The organism is Methylobacterium sp. 2A, assembly GCF_009806555.1.
Classification (GTDB): domain Bacteria; phylum Pseudomonadota; class Alphaproteobacteria; order Rhizobiales; family Beijerinckiaceae; genus Methylobacterium.
Window position 1 is genome coordinate 39,953 of sequence record NZ_VUOK01000040.1, and the last position, 18,805, is coordinate 58,757.

Annotated in this window: 17 protein-coding genes; 4 read left to right on the forward strand and 13 right to left on the reverse strand. The window is 70.5% G+C overall.

Annotated features, from left to right (window positions below; genetic code table 11):
• Positions 1-51: 51 nt before the first annotated feature.
• A complete protein-coding gene (rpoN, locus tag FVE89_RS18650; protein WP_160535550.1) occupies positions 52-1,623 on the reverse strand; it encodes an RNA polymerase factor sigma-54 in 1,572 nt (523 codons plus the stop codon).
• A 430-nt stretch (positions 1,624-2,053) separates the two neighbouring features.
• On the opposite strand from rpoN, the gene FVE89_RS18655 reads away from it, so the two are divergent.
• The gene (locus tag FVE89_RS18655; RefSeq protein ID WP_160535551.1) at positions 2,054-2,770 is read left to right on the forward strand and encodes a Crp/Fnr family transcriptional regulator; all 717 of its coding nucleotides are present in this window, start codon (positions 2,054-2,056) and stop codon (positions 2,768-2,770) included.
• Between the two features lie 673 nt (positions 2,771-3,443).
• Entirely contained in the window at positions 3,444-3,752 is a 309-nt protein-coding gene (locus tag FVE89_RS18660) for a hypothetical protein (RefSeq protein ID WP_160535553.1), read from the forward strand.
• On the opposite strand, the gene FVE89_RS18665 is transcribed toward FVE89_RS18660, so the two are convergent.
• From FVE89_RS18665 to FVE89_RS18680, 4 genes are all read right to left on the reverse strand, one after another.
• Positions 3,722-4,084 (reverse strand): hypothetical protein, encoded by a 363-nt coding sequence (locus FVE89_RS18665; RefSeq protein ID WP_160535555.1) that lies wholly within the window; start codon positions 4,082-4,084, stop codon positions 3,722-3,724. The genes FVE89_RS18660 and FVE89_RS18665 overlap by 31 nt on opposite strands.
• Before the next feature lie 4 nt (positions 4,085-4,088).
• A complete protein-coding gene (locus FVE89_RS18670) occupies positions 4,089-4,319 on the reverse strand; it encodes a hypothetical protein (RefSeq protein ID WP_160535556.1) in 231 nt (76 codons plus the stop codon).
• Positions 4,320-4,418: 99 nt separating this feature from the next.
• Entirely contained in the window at positions 4,419-6,005 is a 1,587-nt protein-coding gene (locus tag FVE89_RS18675) for a glucan biosynthesis protein (RefSeq protein WP_160535558.1), read from the reverse strand.
• Positions 6,006-6,093: 88 nt separating this feature from the next.
• Positions 6,094-6,759 (reverse strand): SCO family protein, encoded by a 666-nt coding sequence (locus FVE89_RS18680; protein ID WP_160535560.1) that lies wholly within the window; start codon positions 6,757-6,759, stop codon positions 6,094-6,096.
• Between the two features lie 210 nt (positions 6,760-6,969).
• Between FVE89_RS18680 and FVE89_RS18685 the strand changes: the two genes are divergently transcribed.
• Positions 6,970-7,872, forward strand: coding sequence for an MBL fold metallo-hydrolase (locus FVE89_RS18685; RefSeq protein ID WP_160535561.1), 903 nt, complete (start codon positions 6,970-6,972; stop codon positions 7,870-7,872).
• 9 nt (positions 7,873-7,881) lie between these two features.
• Here FVE89_RS18685 and FVE89_RS18690 read toward each other — a convergent pair whose 3' ends face one another.
• On the reverse strand, positions 7,882-8,280 hold the full coding sequence (locus FVE89_RS18690; protein ID WP_160535563.1) for a helix-turn-helix domain-containing protein: 399 nt from the start codon (positions 8,278-8,280) through the stop codon (positions 7,882-7,884).
• Positions 8,281-8,387: 107 nt separating this feature from the next.
• Between FVE89_RS18690 and FVE89_RS18695 the strand changes: the two genes are divergently transcribed.
• On the forward strand, positions 8,388-9,134 hold the full coding sequence (locus FVE89_RS18695) for a glucose 1-dehydrogenase (protein ID WP_160535565.1): 747 nt from the start codon (positions 8,388-8,390) through the stop codon (positions 9,132-9,134).
• Positions 9,135-9,192: 58 nt separating this feature from the next.
• On the opposite strand, the gene FVE89_RS18700 is transcribed toward FVE89_RS18695, so the two are convergent.
• The 7 genes from FVE89_RS18700 to FVE89_RS18730 all read right to left on the reverse strand — a co-directional run bounded on the left by FVE89_RS18700 (position 9,193) and on the right by FVE89_RS18730 (position 18,767).
• A complete protein-coding gene (locus tag FVE89_RS18700; protein ID WP_160535567.1) occupies positions 9,193-10,782 on the reverse strand; it encodes an EAL domain-containing protein in 1,590 nt (529 codons plus the stop codon).
• A 281-nt stretch (positions 10,783-11,063) separates the two neighbouring features.
• Positions 11,064-12,026 (reverse strand): NAD(P)/FAD-dependent oxidoreductase, encoded by a 963-nt coding sequence (locus FVE89_RS18705; protein ID WP_160535569.1) that lies wholly within the window; start codon positions 12,024-12,026, stop codon positions 11,064-11,066.
• 24 nt (positions 12,027-12,050) lie between these two features.
• Complete coding sequence (locus FVE89_RS18710; protein ID WP_246730992.1) at positions 12,051-13,325, reverse strand: O-antigen ligase family protein; 1,275 nt, start codon at positions 13,323-13,325, stop codon at positions 12,051-12,053.
• Between the two features lie 94 nt (positions 13,326-13,419).
• On the reverse strand, positions 13,420-14,940 hold the full coding sequence (locus FVE89_RS18715; protein ID WP_160535573.1) for a lipopolysaccharide biosynthesis protein: 1,521 nt from the start codon (positions 14,938-14,940) through the stop codon (positions 13,420-13,422).
• Positions 14,937-16,160, reverse strand: a complete 1,224-nt coding sequence (locus tag FVE89_RS18720) for a glycosyltransferase family 4 protein (protein ID WP_202130925.1) — start codon at positions 16,158-16,160, stop codon at positions 14,937-14,939. Before FVE89_RS18720 ends, FVE89_RS18715 begins: the two co-directional genes overlap by 4 nt.
• Before the next feature lie 110 nt (positions 16,161-16,270).
• On the reverse strand, positions 16,271-17,650 hold the full coding sequence (locus tag FVE89_RS18725; protein WP_342389612.1) for a glycosyltransferase family 4 protein: 1,380 nt from the start codon (positions 17,648-17,650) through the stop codon (positions 16,271-16,273).
• Complete coding sequence (locus FVE89_RS18730; protein ID WP_160535576.1) at positions 17,631-18,767, reverse strand: glycosyltransferase family 1 protein; 1,137 nt, start codon at positions 18,765-18,767, stop codon at positions 17,631-17,633. Before FVE89_RS18730 ends, FVE89_RS18725 begins: the two co-directional genes overlap by 20 nt.
• Between the last annotated feature and the right edge of the window lie 38 nt (positions 18,768-18,805).

Consider the following 18,805-nt stretch of genomic DNA (forward strand, 5'->3'; position numbering starts at 1 on the left):
CGGCGCCACCGATGGGCCGGACCGGCGCGCCGCGCAAGCCCGGCCGTGATCTCAGCGCAGCGCCAACGCGGCGTGGTGGGACGAGCCGTGGGCGAAATGCTCCCGGCGGCGCTCGATCGAACTCGGGATCCGAAGCGACTCCCGATACTTGGCCACCGTCCGCCGGGCGATGTCGATGCCCTCCCCGCGCAGCTTCTGCACGAGGGCGTCGTCCGAGAGCACATCGTCCGGCGTCTCGCCGTCGACGAGCTGCTTGATCCGGTGGCGCACGGCCTCCGAGGAATGGGCCGCCGCGCCCGCCGCCCCCGGGATCGCCGCGGTGAAGAAGTACTTCATCTCCAGCGTGCCGCGGCTGGTGCCGATCGCCTTGTTGGAGGTGACCCGCGAGACGGTCGATTCGTGCATGCCGATCGCCTCCGCCACCGTCTTCAGGTTGAGCGGACGCAGATGCGTCACGCCGTACATGAAGAACCCGTCCTGCTGGCGCACGATCTCGGTGGCGACCTTCAGGATCGTGCGGGCGCGCTGCTCCAGGGAGCGGGTCAGCCAGTTGGCGTTCTGCAGCGCCTCCGACAGGAAGGCCTTGTCGCCCTCGGCGGTCGCGCCGCGCACGACCCGGGCATAGTAGCTCTGGTTCACCAGGACCCGCGGCAGCGCCTCGCTGTTCAGCTCGACCAGCCAGGACCCGTCCGGCGCCGCGCGCACGAACACGTCGGGGATCAGGGTCTCCACGGCGCTCGACCCGAAGGCCCGGCCGGGCTTGGGATCGAGCCGGCGGATCTCGCCCAGCATGTCGACGAGATCCTCGTCGTCCACGCCGCAGAGGCGTCGCAAAGCCCCGAAATCGCGCTTGGCCACGAGGTCGAGGCGCGAGACCAGCGCCTGCATGGCCGGATCGAACCGGTCGCGCTCGCGCAGCTGGATCGCCAGACATTCCGCGAGATCGCGGGCGGCGATTCCGGGCGGGTCGAAGGTCTGCACGAGGCTCAGGACCCGCGCGACGACGGCCGGCTCGGCGCCGAGGCGCTCGGCCACGCCCTCGATCGATTCGCGCAGATAGCCGGCTTCGTCCACCGCATCGATCAGGAAGCCGCCGATCAACCGCTCCTTCGGGTCTCGCGTGGCGAGTTCGAGCTGACCCACGAGGTGGTCCCGCAGGGAGGTCTCCGCCGTGAGCGTGGCCTCGAAATCGGGCGCCTCGGAATCGAAGCTGCCGCCGGTGCTGCCGTAGGGCGGCGGCGTCAGCGAGAGCATGTCGCCGCCGCCGACCTCCCGCGCCTGGATCGGCACCTCGTCGGGGAAGACGTTGTCGAGGCGCGTGTCGAAATCGCTCTCGATCTCGCCGCGGCTCGGGTTAAGCTCCGCCGAAAGCCACGAGTCGGGCTCGGCCGCCTCGAAGCCGTCGGCGCCGCCGTCATCGAGGTAGGCGGGCTCGGCCGTCTCATTGGTGCCGGACGGTTCGGCCTCGGCTCGTTCGAGGAGGGGGTTTCGCTCCAGTTCGGCCTCGACATAGGCGGCGAGGTCGAGCTGCGAGAGTTGGAGTAGCTTGATCGCTTGCAGGAGCTGCGGCGTCATCACCAGGGCCTGGCCCTGACGCACTTCCAGCCGTTGCACCAAACTCATGCGAGGCCCCGATGCCTTCCTGCGCGGTTCGCCGGCGGCCGCCGAAGGATTGGCGGCATGAATCTTGCTTGGGTTCGTTTGTCCTCTCTAGACCGATCGGGGCTGCGCGTCAAAGCGTGTGCACACCGAAGTCGCGCTGCAATGCGTCGTGGACGGAAACGCGTGGCCGAACAGGCACATCCAGCGTTATCGCGGTCAACCTGAAGGTTTCCCATTAACGAAGCTTTACGGGGCGCTCGTGGCGTCGATCCCGAAGTTCTGCAGAGGTTATCCCCATCTCGATCGCTCGAAATTTGTCTGATTGCAGACGCTTTTGCCGACGGACCCACTATCCGCTCGCATTCGCGAAACGATACGAGCATGGCTCGGCCGGTGCCGCGAATCGCGCAGGTGAGTCGGCGGCAGCGTGTCTCGTTCTGCGTACGTCTTGATGGACCGACAGAACTTTCTTCTGGCGATGCTGTCCGGTCCGGACCTCGCGCTGCTCGAACCACATCTTGAAGCCGTCGAGCTTCCCGTCGGCTTGGTGCTGGCCGAGCCTGCAACCACCATCTCTCATGCGGTCTTCATCGACGTCGGTCTGTGCTCCGTGGTTTCGAGCCTTGCGGAGGCCGGGCGTATCGAAGTCGGTCTGTTCGGTCGCGACGGGATGGCGATCCCGGCTCTGGTGCTGGGCTCCGACACGACACCATTTCAGATGTTCATGCAGGTCGGCGGTCGCGGCCGGCAAATCCCGGTGCCGGCCCTGCGCGCGGCGGTCGCCGCAAGTCCCAGCTTGCGGGATCTGCTGCTGCGCTATGCCCAGACCTTCCTCGTCCAGGTCGCTCAGACCGCCATCGCCAATGCCGGAGCGACGGCCGAGGAGCGGCTCGCGCGCTGGCTCCTCATGTACCACGACCGACAGGACGGCGATGATCTCTCGGTGACCCACGAGTTCCTGGCGATCATGCTCGGCGTGCGCCGGCCGACGGTCACGGTGGCGATCCACACCCTGGAGGGCGTGGGCCTGATCCGGGCGCGCCGCGGACGGATTCGCGTCCTGAGCCGCGCGCGTCTCGAAGAGGTCGCGGGCCGGAGCTACGGCCCCGCTGAGGCGGAATATGAGCGCCTGATCGGGCCGCTGCGCGGTTCTCAGTCTGCGGTGTGACGCGCCCTCGCGCGCCGAACGGCTATCCCCTCGGCGGAGAGCGCCTCACAGGATGCTGGCGTACGGCACCTCGGCGACCAGCGCGCCCGCCTCATCGGTGATGACGAACGTGTTGGCCCGCCACCGGCGCGGGGGCCCGTAGATGTGCGGAAGACGCCGCATGTCGTGCAGGATCGCGTGCGCGAGCGTCTTCGCGGCGGCCCGATCCGGCAGGTCATCGCCTTCCTCGTCGCGGATCAGCGTGCCGCGCTGGCGGACGTTCAGGAAAAAGCGGGGCAGATCGCACCTCCGCGCTCATGGCCGCATACGGGTCGACCGGGAATCCCTGGGCACGTCCGCGCCGAGCCTGCGTCATCCATCACGGCTGTCCGTCCCGCATCGGGAACGGGTTCAGATGTATCCACCGCATGGGAGCAGGACGGCCTGAGTGTCATCAGCCTAGAAGAGGGGCGTCTCATCACCCATCGTACTTTCGGGTAGATCCTCTCCCGCCGGACTGCCGACGCCACGAAGTGTATGGATTCGGACATTTCCTTGACGCTTCTCCGTCCGCCGTGGTGAAGTTTGGCCTCGGCCGCGCGGGGCTCGTTGTGAGGCGGATCGCCCCGGCCCCGCGGGGCTGACGGTCAACGGCCTGGGTCCGGACCCAGGTTCGCACACGAGGCTGAGGGCCGTGCGCTACTACACCGACTTCATCGACGGTCGAGGGCTCTGCTTCGACGAGGACGGGCTGAGCTTCGCGGACCCTCGGGAGGCCTGCCACTCGGCCGCCGAAGCCTTGGTCGAAGCCGTGCACGACCTGTTGCGGGACAGGTCCAACCGGCTACAGCCGGGCGAACCCGTCGCGTTCAGCCTGGAGGCGCTCGTCCGGGATGAGACCGGGAGCGTCGTGTTCCGCGGTCGCCTCGCCCTCGATCTGGAATGGCCGCCGTCGCCGCGCCTGCCGGCCGCTCACCAGCCGCAATTGGGAACCGGCGGCTGAGCCTTCGCGAGGGCCGACGTCTCGATCTGCACCAGGGCGCCCCAGGCGTATTTCTGCGCATAGGGCGTGACGTTGGTGAACAGGCAGCCGAGCTGGAAATGCGTCGCGCCCATCTCGCCGGAGAAGGCCATGCAATCCGTATACGTCCACGTCTTGGGGACCGGGGTCATCGAGCGCCAGCGCGGCATCGCCACCGGCGAGCAGACCTTCACGGCGCCGGTCGCCTCATCGGCGTTGAGGGCGTCCCCGGGCGCCTGAGCGGCCGCGCGCCCCATAGCCAGGGCGAGCGGGAGCAGCGCAGCGCAGGCGCGGAAACGGCCGTATCGCATCATCGGGTCAGTGCATCGTCCGCCAGAGGGTCGCGAGGATCGCGAAGCCGACGAGGTTATAGAGGATCGCCCAGAGCCAGACACCCAGCACGGCGCGGCTCGGCTCGCGCGGCCTCTGGGGGCCGAGGCGCAGACGGTGCCGATCCTCCGGCGTCGGCCAGATCGCGCTCTTGGGCGCGTGAAGCAGGCGCGTCAGCGTCTCGGGCAGGTTCGGGCCGGGCGGTCGTTCGCCGTTCATGACGGCCTCGGATGCGACGGGCGGGCCATGTCCGTGGCCCATGCAGGGCTTCTACGGGGCGCGGCCCTGTCCGGCAATGCAGCCCGAGCCGCCGGTCGGTTAGAGGACCGTGCCCGGCGCCTCCGGATCATAGCGGTAGGCCCAGGTCTCGGAGAGCAGCCTGTCGCCCGCCTTCAGCTGCAACCGCATCTCGACCGGCTCCGGACCCTCGGCATAGATTTTGAAAAAAACCCGCCAGGGGATCGGCTTGCCGTAGGGCGCCCAGGTGGCGCCGACTTCCTCGGCGCTGCCGCGCGCGAGCGTCAGCGCGACCGTCGCCTTCTCGGGATCGAGGCCCGCGAGGGCCGCGCCCTCGAATTCCAGCACGAATTGCCGCACGAGGTTGGCCCGGCCCGGGCGGCGATCCGCCTCGGCGAGCCAGGAGGCCTTGGTCGCCCGGGTGGCGACGCAGCGTGCGAGATCGGTCGCGACCGGCTCCTGCACGGTCCAGCGCAGGCGGTAGGCGAAGCTGCGCGCCTCGCCGGCCTTCGGCGGATCGGCCGGCACCCATAGCGCGCCGATATTGTCGTCGGTCTCCTGATGGGTCGGGATCTCGATGAGCTGGACGCTGCCCGGCCCCCAATCCCCCTGCGGCTCGACCCAGATGTCCGGCCGGTTCTCCTCGAACCCGTCGTCGATGTAATGGTCGAAGGCGCGGTCGCGCTGGAGCAGGCCGAAACCCTTCGGCGCGTGATCCGCGAAGGCGCTGACGCTGAGCTTCGGCGGGTTGTTGAGCGGGCGCCAGATCAGCTCGCCGGCCCCGGTCTGCATCAGCAGCCCGTCGGAATCGTGGACCTCGGGCCGCCAGTCGCTGGCGACGAACCGGCTCATCCCCTCCGAGTACCAGAGCATCGAGGTGAGCGGCGCCACGCCGAAGCGTTCGACGCTCTTGCGCATGTAGAGCGTGCAGGCGACGTCGATCACGACATGCGGCGCCTTGCGGGCGACGAACCGGTAGGCGCCGGTCAGGCTCGGCCCCTCCAGCAGGGCCAGCACCGTGACCGCGCCGTCGGAGGCCGGGCTGACGTAGAAGCGCGTGAAGACCGGAAACTCTTCCGTCTTGCCGGGACTCGGCGCCGTGTCGATGGCGATGCCCCGGGCCGAGGCGCCGTATTGCTCGCCGTCGCCCGCGGCGCGGAAATAGGAGGCCCCCAGGAAGGCCAGCCAGTCGCCGTCGTCGCCCGGCTGGCCGGCCGGGAATTTCTGATAGCGGAAGCCCGCGAAGCCGGCGCCGTCGGGTACGTCCTTGGCGGGGTTGCCGGGCGGGTAGGTGAACAGGTCGTGGCTGTAGAGCACCGGGCGGGCCTGTCCGCCTTCGAGTGCGTAGACCTGCACCGGGTGCCGGAAGAAGTTGCCGAGGTGGAAGAAGGTCACCGGATACGGGCTGTCGGCGTAGAGGGCGCGGGCAGGCGGATAGCGGATCTCCTGAAGCGGCCCGTAGGTCAGGGCGTCGAGCGCCTTCGAGGCGGGTGCCTCCGGCGGCGGGGCGTAGGGCCGGTCGCGCAGGCTCCGGGCGAGGTCCTTCAGCCTGTCGAGATCCATCGGCTCGGGCGGCCCCAGGCGCGGCCCGGCGGCGGCGAGCGCGGCCTTCGAGAATGGCGCGAGGGCGAGGAGCCCGAGGGCGGTCAGGACGCGACGCGTGATCAAGCGGGAGCCTCGGCGATTCGACCGGCTTTCGCGGCCGGAGCCGCCGTCTAGCCAGGGCGGCGCGAAGGCGCAATTTCCCGGCCGCGACTCAGCTCCGCGGCCCGCAGGTGCCGGTGGCCCCGTCCGTCGACCAGAGGTCGGCCCCGCCCCCGGGGGCGCATTGGCCGGGCAGCGCCAGGGTGATCAGCTTGGACAGCGCCCGGTCCTCGTCCTCGCCGTAGCCGATCTCGCCGACCATGCGGCCGGTCTTGTCGAACAGCGCGACGGTCGCCGAATGCTCCATCGTGTAGTCGCCGTTCTTCGTCGGCACGCGCCGGTAGGCGACATGGTAGGTATCGGCCATGCGGGCGACCTGATCCGGCGTGCCGACGAAGCCCCGGATGCGGGAATCGAAGGCGGTGAGATAGTCGCGCAGCGATTCGGGGGTGTCCCGCTCCGGGTCGAGGGTGACGAAGACCACGTTGAGCCGGTCCGCGTCCTTGCCCATCCGGGCGAGCGCTGCCGACAGGGTCGCGAGCGTCGTCGGGCAGACCTCCGGACAATGGGTGAAGCCGAAGAACAGGGCGGTCGGCTTGCCGAGGAGATCGGCCTGACCGACCGGATGCCCGTCGAGATCCGCCATCGCGAAGGGGCCGCCGACCCTGCGCGGATGGCTGAACTGCGAGCCCTGCTGCAGGACGATCGCGCCGGTTCCAACGGCGACGGCGCCGAACAGGGCTGCGGAGGCGATGAGGGCGGTCGGGCTCGGTGCCATGCTGTGACCTGCGACGGCGCGTCGATGGCCACCATATGGGGTTTCGGGCGACCGGCGCGATGCCGTGCGGGGTTGCAACCGGGGAATGCGCCGGGAAACTCGCGGGGAACACGCGGAGAGCCGGCCGGTTGGCCGGTCGAGAGCCGGTGCCGCAGCCTTGCCGGCTCCAGCCCGCTGCCCTCCCCTCGCCCATTCCATGCAGGAGCCGCCATGGCCCAGCAGATTCCGATCGACCCGAAGGCCCGGGCCGACGATCCGCGGCGCGACGCCGAGCGGGACGATGCCACGCACGAAATCACCGCCGACCTCGCCTATCGCCGTCTCGTCCTCGTCAACGTGGTGTTCGTCGGCGAGCCCGGGGCCGGGGATCGCGGCTGGGTCCTGGTCGATGCGGGCGTGATGGGCGGCAAGCGCGCCATCACGGCCGCCGCCGAGGCGCGCTTCGGTGCCGGCGCGCGGCCTTCCGCGATCGTCCTGACCCACGGCCATTTCGATCATGTCGGCGTGCTGGAGGATCTCGCGTCGGAGTGGGATGTCCCGGTCTACGCGCACGCGCTGGAACGGCCCTATCTCGATGGCAGTGCGGCCTATCCGACGCCCGATCCGAGTGTCGGCGGCGGGCTGCTCGGCCGGATATCGCCGCTCTACCCGACCAAGCCGGTGGACGTGTCCGGACGCCTGCTGGATCTGCCGCAGGACGGCTCGGTCCCGCCCCTGCCCGGCTGGCGCTGGATCCATACGCCGGGCCACGCGCCCGGTCATGTCTCGTTGTGGCGCGAGGCGGACCGCTCGCTGATCGTCGGCGACGCCTTCGTCACGGTGGCGCAGGAATCGGCCTACGCGGTGGCGGTCCAGGAGCCGGAACTGCACGGCCCGCCCATGTACCTGACGATCGACTGGGACGCGGCCCGCACCTCCGTGCGGGAACTGGCCGCCCTCGAACCCGAGCGGGTGATCACCGGCCACGGCCGCCCGCTCCAGGGTCCCGAGATGCGCCGCGCGCTCCAGGCCCTGGCGGCGGATTTCGACCGGGTCGCGGTGCCGGAGCACGGGCGCTTCGTGGAGCAGCCGCTCCGCGCCGAGGACGGCTCGGCCTATCGCGCGCCGCGCTGAGAGGGGGCCTCACGGTTCGGATCCGCCCGGACCCGTTGCGGCGCCTTCGGTGGCCCGGAGCGGGGACGGCGGGACCTCTCCGCTCAGGCAACGCGCATAGGCGTTCATGATCGCGGTCAGAAGGCCCGGAAAACGCGCCTCCACCTCGGCGATCCGCGAGTGGTTGCGCATCTCGATACCGTGGCGTTCGCACCGGATCAGGCCGGCCTCGCGCAGCACCTTGAAGTGGCTGGACAGCGACGATTTCGGGATGACCCTGTCGCCCAGCGCCGCGACGGCCGAGCAGGCCTCGACGCAGCCTTCCCGCGTGATGCGCGCGAAGATCGCCGCGCGCGACGGGTCCGACAGCGCGTGCAGGATCGATGCCGGCTGGATGTCCTCGATCGCAGGATGAAACAGGGGCCTCATGTTTCCTCCATACGGCGCTTGACGCCAAGTCCCATAGTTCCGAAATCATGAACTATGGGATCGCGGCCCGCACGAGGGGCCGGCCCGTGGAGAGAAGGTCGGCACACATGTCAAAGCTCGACGGAAAGGTTGCCGTGGTGACCGGGGCCTCGAAGGGGATCGGTGCGGCGATTGCGAGGACGCTGGCGAAAAACGGGGCGGCCGTGGTGGTCAATTACGCGTCCAGCAAGGCAGGCGCGGACGCCGTGGTCGAGGCGATCACCGCGGCGGGCGGCCGAGCCATCGCCGTGCCGGGCGACGTCTCCAACGCCGCGCAGGCGGATGGGCTGATCGCGGCCGCCGTCGAACGGTTCGGCCGGCTCGATATCGTGGTCAACAATTCCGGCGTCTACGAATTCGCCGCCATCGAAGACGTCACGGAGGAGCAGTACCGCCGCCTCTTCGACATCAACGTGCTGGGCGTCCTGCTGGTGACGCGGGCGGCGGCGAAGCATCTCGGTGACGGCGGCAGCATCGTCAATATCTCGTCGGTCGTCACGAGCGTCAACATGCCGACCTCGGCGGTCTATACCGGGACGAAGGGCGCCGTGAACGCGATCTCGGGCGTCCTCGCCAACGAGCTGGCTCCGCGCAGGATCCGGGTCAACGTGGTCAGCCCCGGCTACGTGGTCACCGAGGGCACCCAGACGGCGGGCGTCACCGGCTCGGAGATGGAGACCGGGTTGATCGCGCAGACGCCGCTCGGCCGGGCCGGCCAGCCGGACGACATCGCCGACGTGGTGGCGTTCCTCGCCTCCGACGCAGCGCGCTGGGTGACCGGGGAGGTGATCGCGGCCGGCGGTGGGGTTCGCTGAACCGGGCGCGAACCCGGAGGCTTGCCCGTGCCCGATCGCGGAGCGGTCGGGCGCGGGATCAGGATGCCCGCGCCAGCGCGTCGGCCTGCGGCAACACGTATGACCCCTCGTTGGCCGCGCACAGGATGTGGTCCATCTCGGCCTTGGGCATCGCGCGCCCGAACAGGTAGCCCTGGCCGAAATGGCAGCCCTGGTCGGAGAGCCAGTCGAGGCTGGCATCGGTCTCGATGCCCTCCGCGGTCGTGGTGAGGCCGAGGCTCGTGCCGAGCTTGATGATCGCGTCGACGAGCTTGGCGCGCTCATCGCTCATCGTGATGGCGTCGACGTAGCTGCGATCGATCTTCAGCTTGTCGAACTTCAGCTCGCGCAGATGGTAGAGGCTCGAATAGCCGGTGCCGAAATCGTCGAGCGCGATGCGCACGCCGAGCTGCCGCAGCGACAGGAGCGTCGCGCGCGTCGCTTCCAGATCCTGGATCAGGGCGCTCTCGGTGATCTCGACCTCGAGCCGATGCGGCGGGAAGCCGGTCTCGGTCAGGATCGCCAGGATGCGCTGGGCCAGCCACGCGTCCTGGAACTGGTGCGGCGCGATGTTGACCGCCAGGATCAGGTGGGATGGCCAGGCCTTGGCATCGAGGCAGGCGCGCCGGATCAGGCTGTAGCTCAGATCGGCGATCATCCCGGTCTCCTCGGCGACGGGGATGAAGTCCGAAGGGCCGATCAGGCCGCGCTCCGGATGACGCCAGCGCGCCAGCACCTCGACGCCGACGATGTCCTTCTCGGGCAGCGAGACCACCGGCTGATAGAACGGCTCGATCGCCCCGGTCTCGATCGCGACCCGCAGCTCCGACTCGGTCCGGGCCCGGGCGCGCAGTTCCTCGTCCATGGTGCTGCGGAAGAACCGGTAATTGCCGCGCCCTTCCTTCTTGCCCTGGTACATGGCGAGATCGGCCGCGTGCAGCACCGCGTCAGAATCCGCGTGCTCCGCGGCCACCACCGCGACGCCGACGGTCGCGCCGACCTTCAGGTCGTTCTGGTTCCACGAGACCGGCTCGGAGATGGCGGCGATGACCGCCTGGGCGAGGCGCGTCAGCCCCTCGCTGCCGTGCTCGACCGGCACCAGCATCGCGAACTCGTCGCCGCCGAGCCGGGCCGCCACACCGCCCGCGGGCAGGAACTGCTGCAACCGCTCGGCGACGGCGCAGAGCACCGCGTTGCCGGCGGCATGGCTGTAAAGATCGTTGACCGGCTTGAACCGATCGAGATCGATCAGCAGGACGGCCGCGGACGGCTCGGTTCCGACCGTGGCATGCGCCCGCGTGACCGCGTCGATGAAGCGGCGTCGATTGGCCAGCCCCGTGAGGCCGTCGTGGCGGGCGATCGCCTCGGCCTGCGCGGCCGCCGCGTCGCGTTCCAGCATCAGCCGACGCAGGAGGATCGATTTGCGGATGACCGCGCCGCACAGGGCCACGCCCATGCAGGCGGCCAGCATCAGGAGATCGTTCAGCCGGTACTCGGAGATGAGGTTGCTGAGGGAATCGAAGGTCCCGAGATTCACGCCGACGATCCAGATCCCGGCGCCGATCACGAGCAGACACAGGGTCTCGTACAGCTCGCCCCGGCCCCACGCGTTCGACGTTTCGCTCGGCATGTTGTGCGTCCAAACTACGACGCGCCGAGAGAGCATGGGAAATGCTAAGAGGATGTGAATCCAGTGATCGTCAAGTCATGACCTCTGATTAAGGACGATCGGTATTTCCTTTGACGCCGGATCGACCATAGCCTCCACGGCGTCGCGATGGCCTGTTGCCTGTAAGTCCGGATCGAGCGCACGCTCCTGAGGTGAACCCGGTTCGCACCGGCGCGGGCCGGGGACACGGTGGGACCGCACCCGAGGCCGGCGCGAACGGGTTGGTCCGGATCCCGCCCCGATCAGGCCGTTCCGCCGGCCTCATCTTCCGTCGGCAACGCGCAGCGATTGTGGATATCGGTCGCGGCCACGGCCCCGTGCGCCATGGCGACCACCACCTGATCGAGGCCGCGCACCACGCCGCCCGCCGCGTAGAGCCCCGGCACGCTCGTGCGGTTATGGGCATCCACCACGATCGCCCCGGCGTCGTCGTGCTCGGCGCCGAGATCGACCGCCAGCCCGGAGCGCAGTGTCAGGCCGAGGGCCGAATAGAGCACCGCGAAACGATGCCGCGCGCCGTCCGCGGTGTTGAGCACGGTGATCCGGTCATCCTCCACGTCGATCCGCGTCACCGGCTCTTGGACGAGCGCGATGCCGTGCCGTCTTGCCCGCCCCTGCTCGTGTGCGCCGAGCGGGCAGCCGAGGGTGAGCAGCGTCACGTCCGGCGTATAGGTGCGCGCCAGGAACTCCGCCTCGCCGAGGCCGCGGGCGCCGTGGCCGATCACCGCGATGCGCTGGTTGCGCGCCTCGTAGCCGTCGCAGATCGGGCAGTAGCGCACGAGCCCGCGCCGGATCGCGTCCGGCAGGTCGGGGAAGTCCGGCTCCACATCCTCGGCCCCGGTGGCGAGGAGGACGTGCCGGGCCTCGACCGGATCAGGGGAATTCCCGTCCGGCGTGCGGATGGCAGCGCGGAAGCCACCCGGAATTCGGGCGAGATGCGTGATGTCGCCGGCGACCATCCGTCCGCCGTAGCGGGCGACATGGGCGCGCTGCCGGCTCAGGATTTCGGCGCCCGAGATGCCGTCGGCGAAGAGCGGGATGTTGTGGCTCACCGGGATCCAGCCGGCGCGGGACCGGCCCGCATCGACCAGCAGCGCGGAGCGTCCGAAGCGCGCGAGGTAGAGAGCGCCGGTCAGACCGCCCGGTCCGCCGCCGACGATCAGGCAATCGAGCGGCTCTGTTTGTGACGATCCGGGCTGCTGCATGGCTCACCCGATCCTCCGGCCGCGTCACGGGCGGGGAACCCGCGCCGGGCCGGATCGGATCCGGGCCGACGGATCACCGGGCGGGCGTGCCGGCTCCCGATCGGGCGACCGGGCGAGCGAGGCCAGGACGAACGCCATGAAGAACAGGAAGTACTGGTTGACCGAGAGTTCCTCGAACATCATCGACGGGATGAGGAACAGGGCGCTGTAGAACAGGAACGGGCCGAACCGTCGCGGCGCCGACAGGATCCGCACCAGCCCGGCGATCAGCAGCAGCGCCACCGCGACGCCGTTCTGAAGGGCCAGCGAGACGAAGCCGTTATGCGGCGTCACGAGGCCGGTCAGTGCCTTGAGCTCCTCGCGGCGGGCGATCTCGCCGACGCCGAACGGGTAGGCCACGACGAGGCGCAGGGCCGTGATGCCGGAGAGGAACCGCTCGTCGAAATTCTCCGACACGTTGTGATCGTCCGCGAACCGCCGCTCGATCGCCTGCGCCAGCGTGGTGGGCAGCGGGATCTCCCCCGTCAGCGACCATCCGACGAGGAGGATTCCGAGGAGTCCCAGCACGCTCAGCACCATGGACGCCCTGAGGTTGCGCCACATCAGCAGGGCGAAGACGATGAGCGGCATGAACAGGCCGGCCCGGTTGTTGGTCAGCGGGAAGCTCGCCAGCAGGGCGACGAAATAGGCGACGTAAATGGCCTTGAGCCGATAGCGCAGGCTCAGGATCAGGGCCGCGACGCCGCCGAGCGCGAAGACGTGGCCGGTCTCGTTGCCGGAGGTCCAGAGGCCGCCGAGCTTGTCCTCGACGAAGAGCTTCAGTTCGTCGTCGAATCCGTCGGTCGGGACAGCGAGGCCGAAGCGTTCCAGCGGCAGGCCGGAGGAGGTGAGGAGCAGGACCGCGAGCGACGCCAGCAGGCCCGCCAGCAGCCCCATGCAGAACGCGTCCTCGAAACGGTGGTCCTCGAACAGGACCAGCAGGATGTAGGCCTGCACGGTGTAGAGCAGCAGGACGAGGGTCAGGTAGATGTCGCCCGCCTGCTTGTGCGCCTTGAGCACCATCGAGACCCCGACGAGGGCCAGGATCCCGGCCAGGGGCGCCGCGTTGCGCAGGGCTTGCGCGATGACGGCCCGGCGCAGCCCGAGCCAGGGGATCAGGAGGAACGGCAGCAGGTCGGACAGGCGCTGGAACGGCAGCCCGAAGCTCGACGTCAGCACGTTGAACTGGAGGGCGGCCCCGAGCAGGAAGACGGCGGCGCGCTGCGCCCCGGCGGAGACCGCCGGGGGACCCGCTGCCATCGGTACCGCCTGTCCCGCCATGGTGCCGATCCGTTCAGAGCGCGCCGATCCCCGGCCGCCATCCTCGCGCAGAAAGGTTGGCGGAGGGTGGAGATCAGGCGGTCCGGCGCAGGAAGAAGCCCAGCGCGCTGCGGACCGTGTCGGCCATGAAGACCTGCGCGAGGCCCGCATAGGCCAGGATGCCGACACCCACCGCGGCGAACAGGCCGATCCGGTCGCCGAGCGCCGCGTGGATCGGATCCTGAACGAGCAGCACGAGGGCCGCCATCGCCGCGGAGCAGGCGGTGACGGGTAGGAGCGCCCGCACGAGCCGGCCGTTGCTCACGGGGACGACCCGGCCTGCCGCCGACACGATGACCGGGGTGAACAGGTAGGCCCGGGCCACGTGGCCGGCGACGAGGGCGACGAGGCCGAGCGGCGCTGTCACGACGGCCGCCACGGCGCCGAGGCCGAACTGGGTGCCGGCCAGCCGCAACGCCGTGCCGTTGCGCCCCAGCGCCGTGAAGATCATCCATAGCATCGAGGTCGCGACGAATTCGGGCGCCAGCAGCGCCAGGATCCGCAGCACCGGGGCCGCCTCGTGCCACTGATCGCCGAACAGGAACGGGATCAGCGTCGGCGCGACCGCCGCCATGCCGAAGAAGGCCGGCACCGCCACGAAGGACGAGGCCACCGTGAAGGTCTCGAAGGCGGCGGCCAGCGCGTCCGGGCGGTCCTGGAGCCGGGCATAGGTGGTCAGGCCCACCGTCGTCAGCGGGATCACCGCCACTTGGCTCACGAGGTCGATGCAGCGCCACGCGAGGCGCAGGTAGCCGATATCGGCGGCCGACAGGAAATAGGCGGCGATCACCTCCTGGCTGCGGATCGAGAGGACGAGCAGCAGGTAGGTGCAGAACACCCGCGAGCCGAAGGCGATCTGGCTTCGCGCCGCCGCGAGGTCGAGGCGGCGGGCCGGCACCCAGCGGGAGGCCGCCCAGGTGAGGAGCGTCGTGGCGGTGGCGGCGACGAGGCGCTGCACCACGAGGCTCCAGACGCCGTAGCCGGCATAGGCCAGCGCGAGCGCCACCGCCCCGCCGACGAGGTTGGCGCCGAGCGCCCGCAGCGCGAGCTTGCGGAAGCCGAAGCTGCGCTGGAGGCGGGCCTCGTGGATCGCCCCGGCGGCCGTGATGACGAAGCAGGCCGAGAGCGCGCGCAGGACCGGGCGCAGCTCCGGCAGATCGAAGATCCAGGCGATCGGGCCGGCCGAGGCCGCGAGCGCCACCGCGCAGAGGACGCCCGTGCCGAGCATCACCCAGAAGGCGGTGGCGGCGAAATCCTCGTCGAGGTCGGCCCGCTGCACCACCGCGTCCGGCAGGCCGCAGCGCGCCACGATCTGCAGGATGTCGATGAAGACGGCGGCGATCGCCACCATGCCGAACTCGGCCGGCGCGATCAGCCGGGCGAGCACGAGGAACACGCCGAAACTCAGAACGACGTTGCCCACGGAGGCGAGCGCGACCCAGCGCGCCGCCGCGAAGGAACGCCCGGTCACCTCCGCGCCGGTCGGGCCCGGAACGATGTCGGTTGCGTCGGCCGCCGCGGCGGCCTCGGTGAGCGTCGGCGTGCCGGCGGTCACGACCGGGCCGCCCGACGCTCGGCCACGAGCTCGGCGTAGAGGGCGAGGTATTTTTCGGCGACGCGTTCCGAGGTCGATTCTTGGATCACGTGCTGGAAGCTGCGCTCGTCCGGCAGGTCGCCCCGGCCGCGGGCCATGACGGTCGTCAGGCGCGCGGCGAGGTCGGCATCGTCGCCCGGGGTGAACAGCCAATCGGCATTGTCCGCGCCGATCAGCTCGGGGATTCCGCCCGAGGCCGCGCCGATCACCGGCACGCCCATCGTGTAGGCCTCGTAGATCGTCCGCGGCGAGGGCTCGGCCCAGAACGAGGGCACGACGAGCACGTCGATCGCGCTGAGGAAGTCGGCGGGCTTGGCCCAGCCGACGAACTCCACCGGCAGGCCCGCGGCCTGGGCCTTGAAGCGCTCGATCGAGTCGTCCATCGCGTGGCCCGCCACGAGGCAGCGCCAATTGCCGGGGCCGATCCGCCTGAAGGCGTCGATCAGCGTGCCGACGCCCTTCTCGGTGTTGATCCGGCCGAGATAGCCGAAGGTCATCGGCTGGCCGGTCCGGTCGATCCGGCGGCGGGCCTCGGGGTCACCCTCGGGGACGGTGCAGGAATAGAAGATGACCCGGCGGCGTTCCGGCGCGAGATGCGTGAACAGGCCGTGATCGACATGCGTCTTCAGGATCTCGGTGCCGACGCTGACGACGGCGTCCACCGCGCGGTTGGTGATCTGCTTTCCCGCATTGACCACCTTGCAGCCGAGATGCCAGCGCTCGCAGGGTTTGCCGTCCTTGAACATGGCGGCGTTGCCGCAGATCAGGTCGTACTCGCAGACCGTGTGGACGATCGGGATGCCGCGCTTGGCGGCCTCGCGCCAGACCAGGGTCGAGACGTCGAGCAGCGAGTGAGTGTTGACGATGTCGGGCTTGAAGTCGTCGAGGACCCCGCCGAACTCGGCCGCGACGGCGAAATTCCACTGCTGCTTGAGCTTCGCCCAGGCCCGGCCGAAGCGGCTCGCCTTGGGCCAGTCTTCCAGCCAGAAATCGTTGTGGTGCGCCATCCGGTAGACGGTGACGCCGCCGCGCACGGTCTTCGGTTCGGGCTCCCGGGCGATGCAGGCCGCCGCCACCGTATGGCCGGCCGCGACCAGCTCCTCGGCGAGGTGTTCCACCGAGCGCTCGGCCCCGCCCACGATGTAGGGCGGATAGAGGGCGCTGAGGTGGAGGATGCGCAGGGGGCCGGTCGCGGCGCGCAGGGCCGTGGCGTCCGGTGCCCGGTCGCGGGGGGTGTCGGCCGCAGCTTCGGGCAGGACCCGGGCGTAGGCGGGGGACAGGCTCGGGGTGATCATGGGCGGCACTCGCTGAGCTCTGGGCGCTCCGCGGGGGCGGGGCTGCCGGATTCGCGTTTCCCCTCCCCCTTGTGGGGAGGGGGCAGGGGTGGGGGTGGTTCAGAGCCGGGCGCGGCGGTGCCATCTGCACCATCACCTCCAGCTCCTCCCCAAAAGGGGGAGGAGCGCGCGTCGCGGGTCGGCAAGGAGAGCGCGTCACGGGTCGCCGCGTAGAGGTCGAGATAGGCGTTCGCCACGGCGGCGGGGTCGGTCCCGGCGCGGATCGCGGCGGCGCGGGCGAGCCCCTCCGCGAGGTGGCCGGGCTCCGCGACGATCCGGGCCATGGCGCCGGCCAGCGCGGCTGCATCCCCCGGCGGGACCAGCCAGGGGCCGGGTCCGATCTGCTCGCCGATGCCGCCGATGGCGGTCCCCATCACCGGGACGCCGCGGGCATAGGCTTCCGCCACGGTGCGGCCGAAGGGTTCGGGCCAGATCGGCGGGACCACGAGGCAGTCGATGCCGTCGAGGAAGGCGTCGCGCTCGGCGAAGCCCGGGAAGGCGACGGGCATCCCCTCGGTCATCGGCCGGTAGCGGTCGAGCCCGTCCACGGCGCGCCCGGCGACGGTCAGGCTCCAACCCTGGGACGGCAACAGGCGGCAGGCCGCGAACAGGATGTCGGCGCCCTTGGAGGGCTCGATGCGGCCGAGATAGCCGAACCGCACCGGCTCACCGGGCGTCCGCGTCCGCCGTGCCAGGGGAGCGCCCGCCGGGATCGGATTCCAGATGACCCGCCGCAGGGAAGGCGGCACCGCTTCGAAGAAGCCGGCGGCCAGATGCCGGTTCAGGAGGTCCGTCCCCACGGCGGCGACGGCGGAGACCGCGCGCTGGCAGCGCCGATGCGGCGCCGCGTAGAGCCGGCACTTCAGGTGCTGACCCGCGCAGGCCGTCCCGTTCCGGGCCATCGCGCCGTTGGTGCAGAGGCTGGTGAAGTCGTGGAGCGTGTGCACCACCGGCACGCCGCGCTTGGCCAGCATCGGCCAGAGCCCCGGCGGCAGCTCCGAGAGCGAGTGCGTGTTCACGACGTCCGGCGCGAAGTCCCGGACCGCCGCCGCCATTCGGACGAGAATGGCCGGGTTCCACTGGGTCGCGAGCTTGTAGCGCAGGCGGTCGAGGCGCCCGTGCTGCGGCCAGTCGAGGATGTGGAACGGCGTGCCGTAGCCGGTCCGATAGACCGTCACGCCATCCTGCACGGCCGGCGGCGCCGCCTCGCGCGCCGCGCAGGCGACCGCGACGGCGTGGCCGAGGCCGGCCTGTGTCCGGGCCAGCGTCTCGACCATCAGCTCGGCGCCGCCGACCTGCTCGGGCGGGTAGAGCGAGCTAAGGTGCAGGATGCGCACGGGGCACCTCCTGCGCGGCCCTGTCGCGCGCGGTATCGCGGAGCGCGTCGAGCATCAGCGCCTCGTAGCGGCGGGCGGTCTCGGCCCAGTCGTAGCGGCGCACGTTGTCGTGCCCGCTTGCGATCAGCCGGTCGCGCAGGCCCCGCTCGTCGAGGAGGCGGGTGAGGCCGGCGGCGAGCGCCGCGGCTCGGTCGGGATCGAAGGTCAGCGCGCCCGCCCCCGCGATCTCCGGCATCGCCGAGCGGTCCGAGCAGATCACCGGGCAGCCCAGCGCCTGCGCCTCCAGGATTGGCAGGCAGAACCCCTCCGAGAAGGACGGCACGCACAGGCACAGGGCGTTCCGGTAGAGCGCGGCGAGCCGGCCCTCGCTGATCCGGGACAGCCGCGTCAGGCGGACCGGCGCGCCGTCGAGCGCCGTTGCGATCGCCTCGTCCGGGTCCTCGCCCACATGCACGATGCCGATCTCGGGGCGGCCGAGCGCGGCCACGGCCCGGGCCAGCGTGGAAAAGTTCTTGTTGTACATGGCGTTGCCGACCGCCAGCACGAACGGCCCCGGCGGCAGCGCGGGCTCAGGGTCGACGGCCTGCGGATCGAGCATCGCCGCCGAGGGGATTGTGTGGGTGCGATCCCGGACGAACGGGTAGAACCGGCAGAGGTCGGCCTTCGTCGAGTCCGAGACGGTGATCACCCGTGCGCTGTTGGCCAGGACGAAACGGAAGATCGGGTCGGTGGTCAGGGCCTCGCGCGAGCGGCTTCGGCCGGGCATCGTGCGGAAGTAGAGATCGTGGACGACGCTGACCCGCGCCCGGCCCCCGAAGGCGGCGCCATAGGGATCGGCGTTCAGCACGAGATCGATGGTGAGCGCCCGGCACAGCCTCGGAACCGCGAAGGCCTGCCGCATCACGTCGAACAGCATGATGCGCGGGCGCGGCACGGTGACGACCTCGATCCGGTCGCGGATCGCGGGCGGGAGCTGTTCGCGCGTCCAGGGCGAGCGCAGCACCACCGCGAAGGTGCCGCGGTCGAGCAGGCCGGCGATCACCCGGAAGGCCACGAGGGCGACGCCCGAGGGGCGGCCACCGAACTGGGTCGGCATGTTCACGAGGACGCGCGGCATGGCGGCTCCGGCAACTCCGATCGCGGTGAAGAGCGCCC

Bases quoted from the DNA above. Each gene is read 5' to 3' on its own strand.
- rpoN (WP_160535550.1), bottom strand. From the start codon at position 1,623: ATGAGTTTGGTGCAACGGCTGGAAGTGCGTCAGGGCCAGGCCCTGGTG.
- FVE89_RS18655 (WP_160535551.1), top strand. From the start codon at position 2,054: ATGGACCGACAGAACTTTCTTCTGGCGATGCTGTCCGGTCCGGACCTC.
- FVE89_RS18665 (WP_160535555.1), bottom strand. From the start codon at position 4,084: ATGATGCGATACGGCCGTTTCCGCGCCTGCGCTGCGCTGCTCCCGCTC.
- FVE89_RS18670 (WP_160535556.1), bottom strand. From the start codon at position 4,319: ATGAACGGCGAACGACCGCCCGGCCCGAACCTGCCCGAGACGCTGACG.
- FVE89_RS18680 (WP_160535560.1), bottom strand. From the start codon at position 6,759: ATGGCACCGAGCCCGACCGCCCTCATCGCCTCCGCAGCCCTGTTCGGC.
- FVE89_RS18685 (WP_160535561.1), top strand. From the start codon at position 6,970: ATGGCCCAGCAGATTCCGATCGACCCGAAGGCCCGGGCCGACGATCCG.
- FVE89_RS18690 (WP_160535563.1), bottom strand. From the start codon at position 8,280: ATGAGGCCCCTGTTTCATCCTGCGATCGAGGACATCCAGCCGGCATCG.
- FVE89_RS18695 (WP_160535565.1), top strand. From the start codon at position 8,388: ATGTCAAAGCTCGACGGAAAGGTTGCCGTGGTGACCGGGGCCTCGAAG.
- FVE89_RS18700 (WP_160535567.1), bottom strand. From the start codon at position 10,782: ATGCCGAGCGAAACGTCGAACGCGTGGGGCCGGGGCGAGCTGTACGAG.
- FVE89_RS18705 (WP_160535569.1), bottom strand. From the start codon at position 12,026: ATGCAGCAGCCCGGATCGTCACAAACAGAGCCGCTCGATTGCCTGATC.
- FVE89_RS18710 (WP_246730992.1), bottom strand. From the start codon at position 13,325: ATGGCAGCGGGTCCCCCGGCGGTCTCCGCCGGGGCGCAGCGCGCCGCC.
- FVE89_RS18730 (WP_160535576.1), bottom strand. From the start codon at position 18,767: ATGCCGCGCGTCCTCGTGAACATGCCGACCCAGTTCGGTGGCCGCCCC.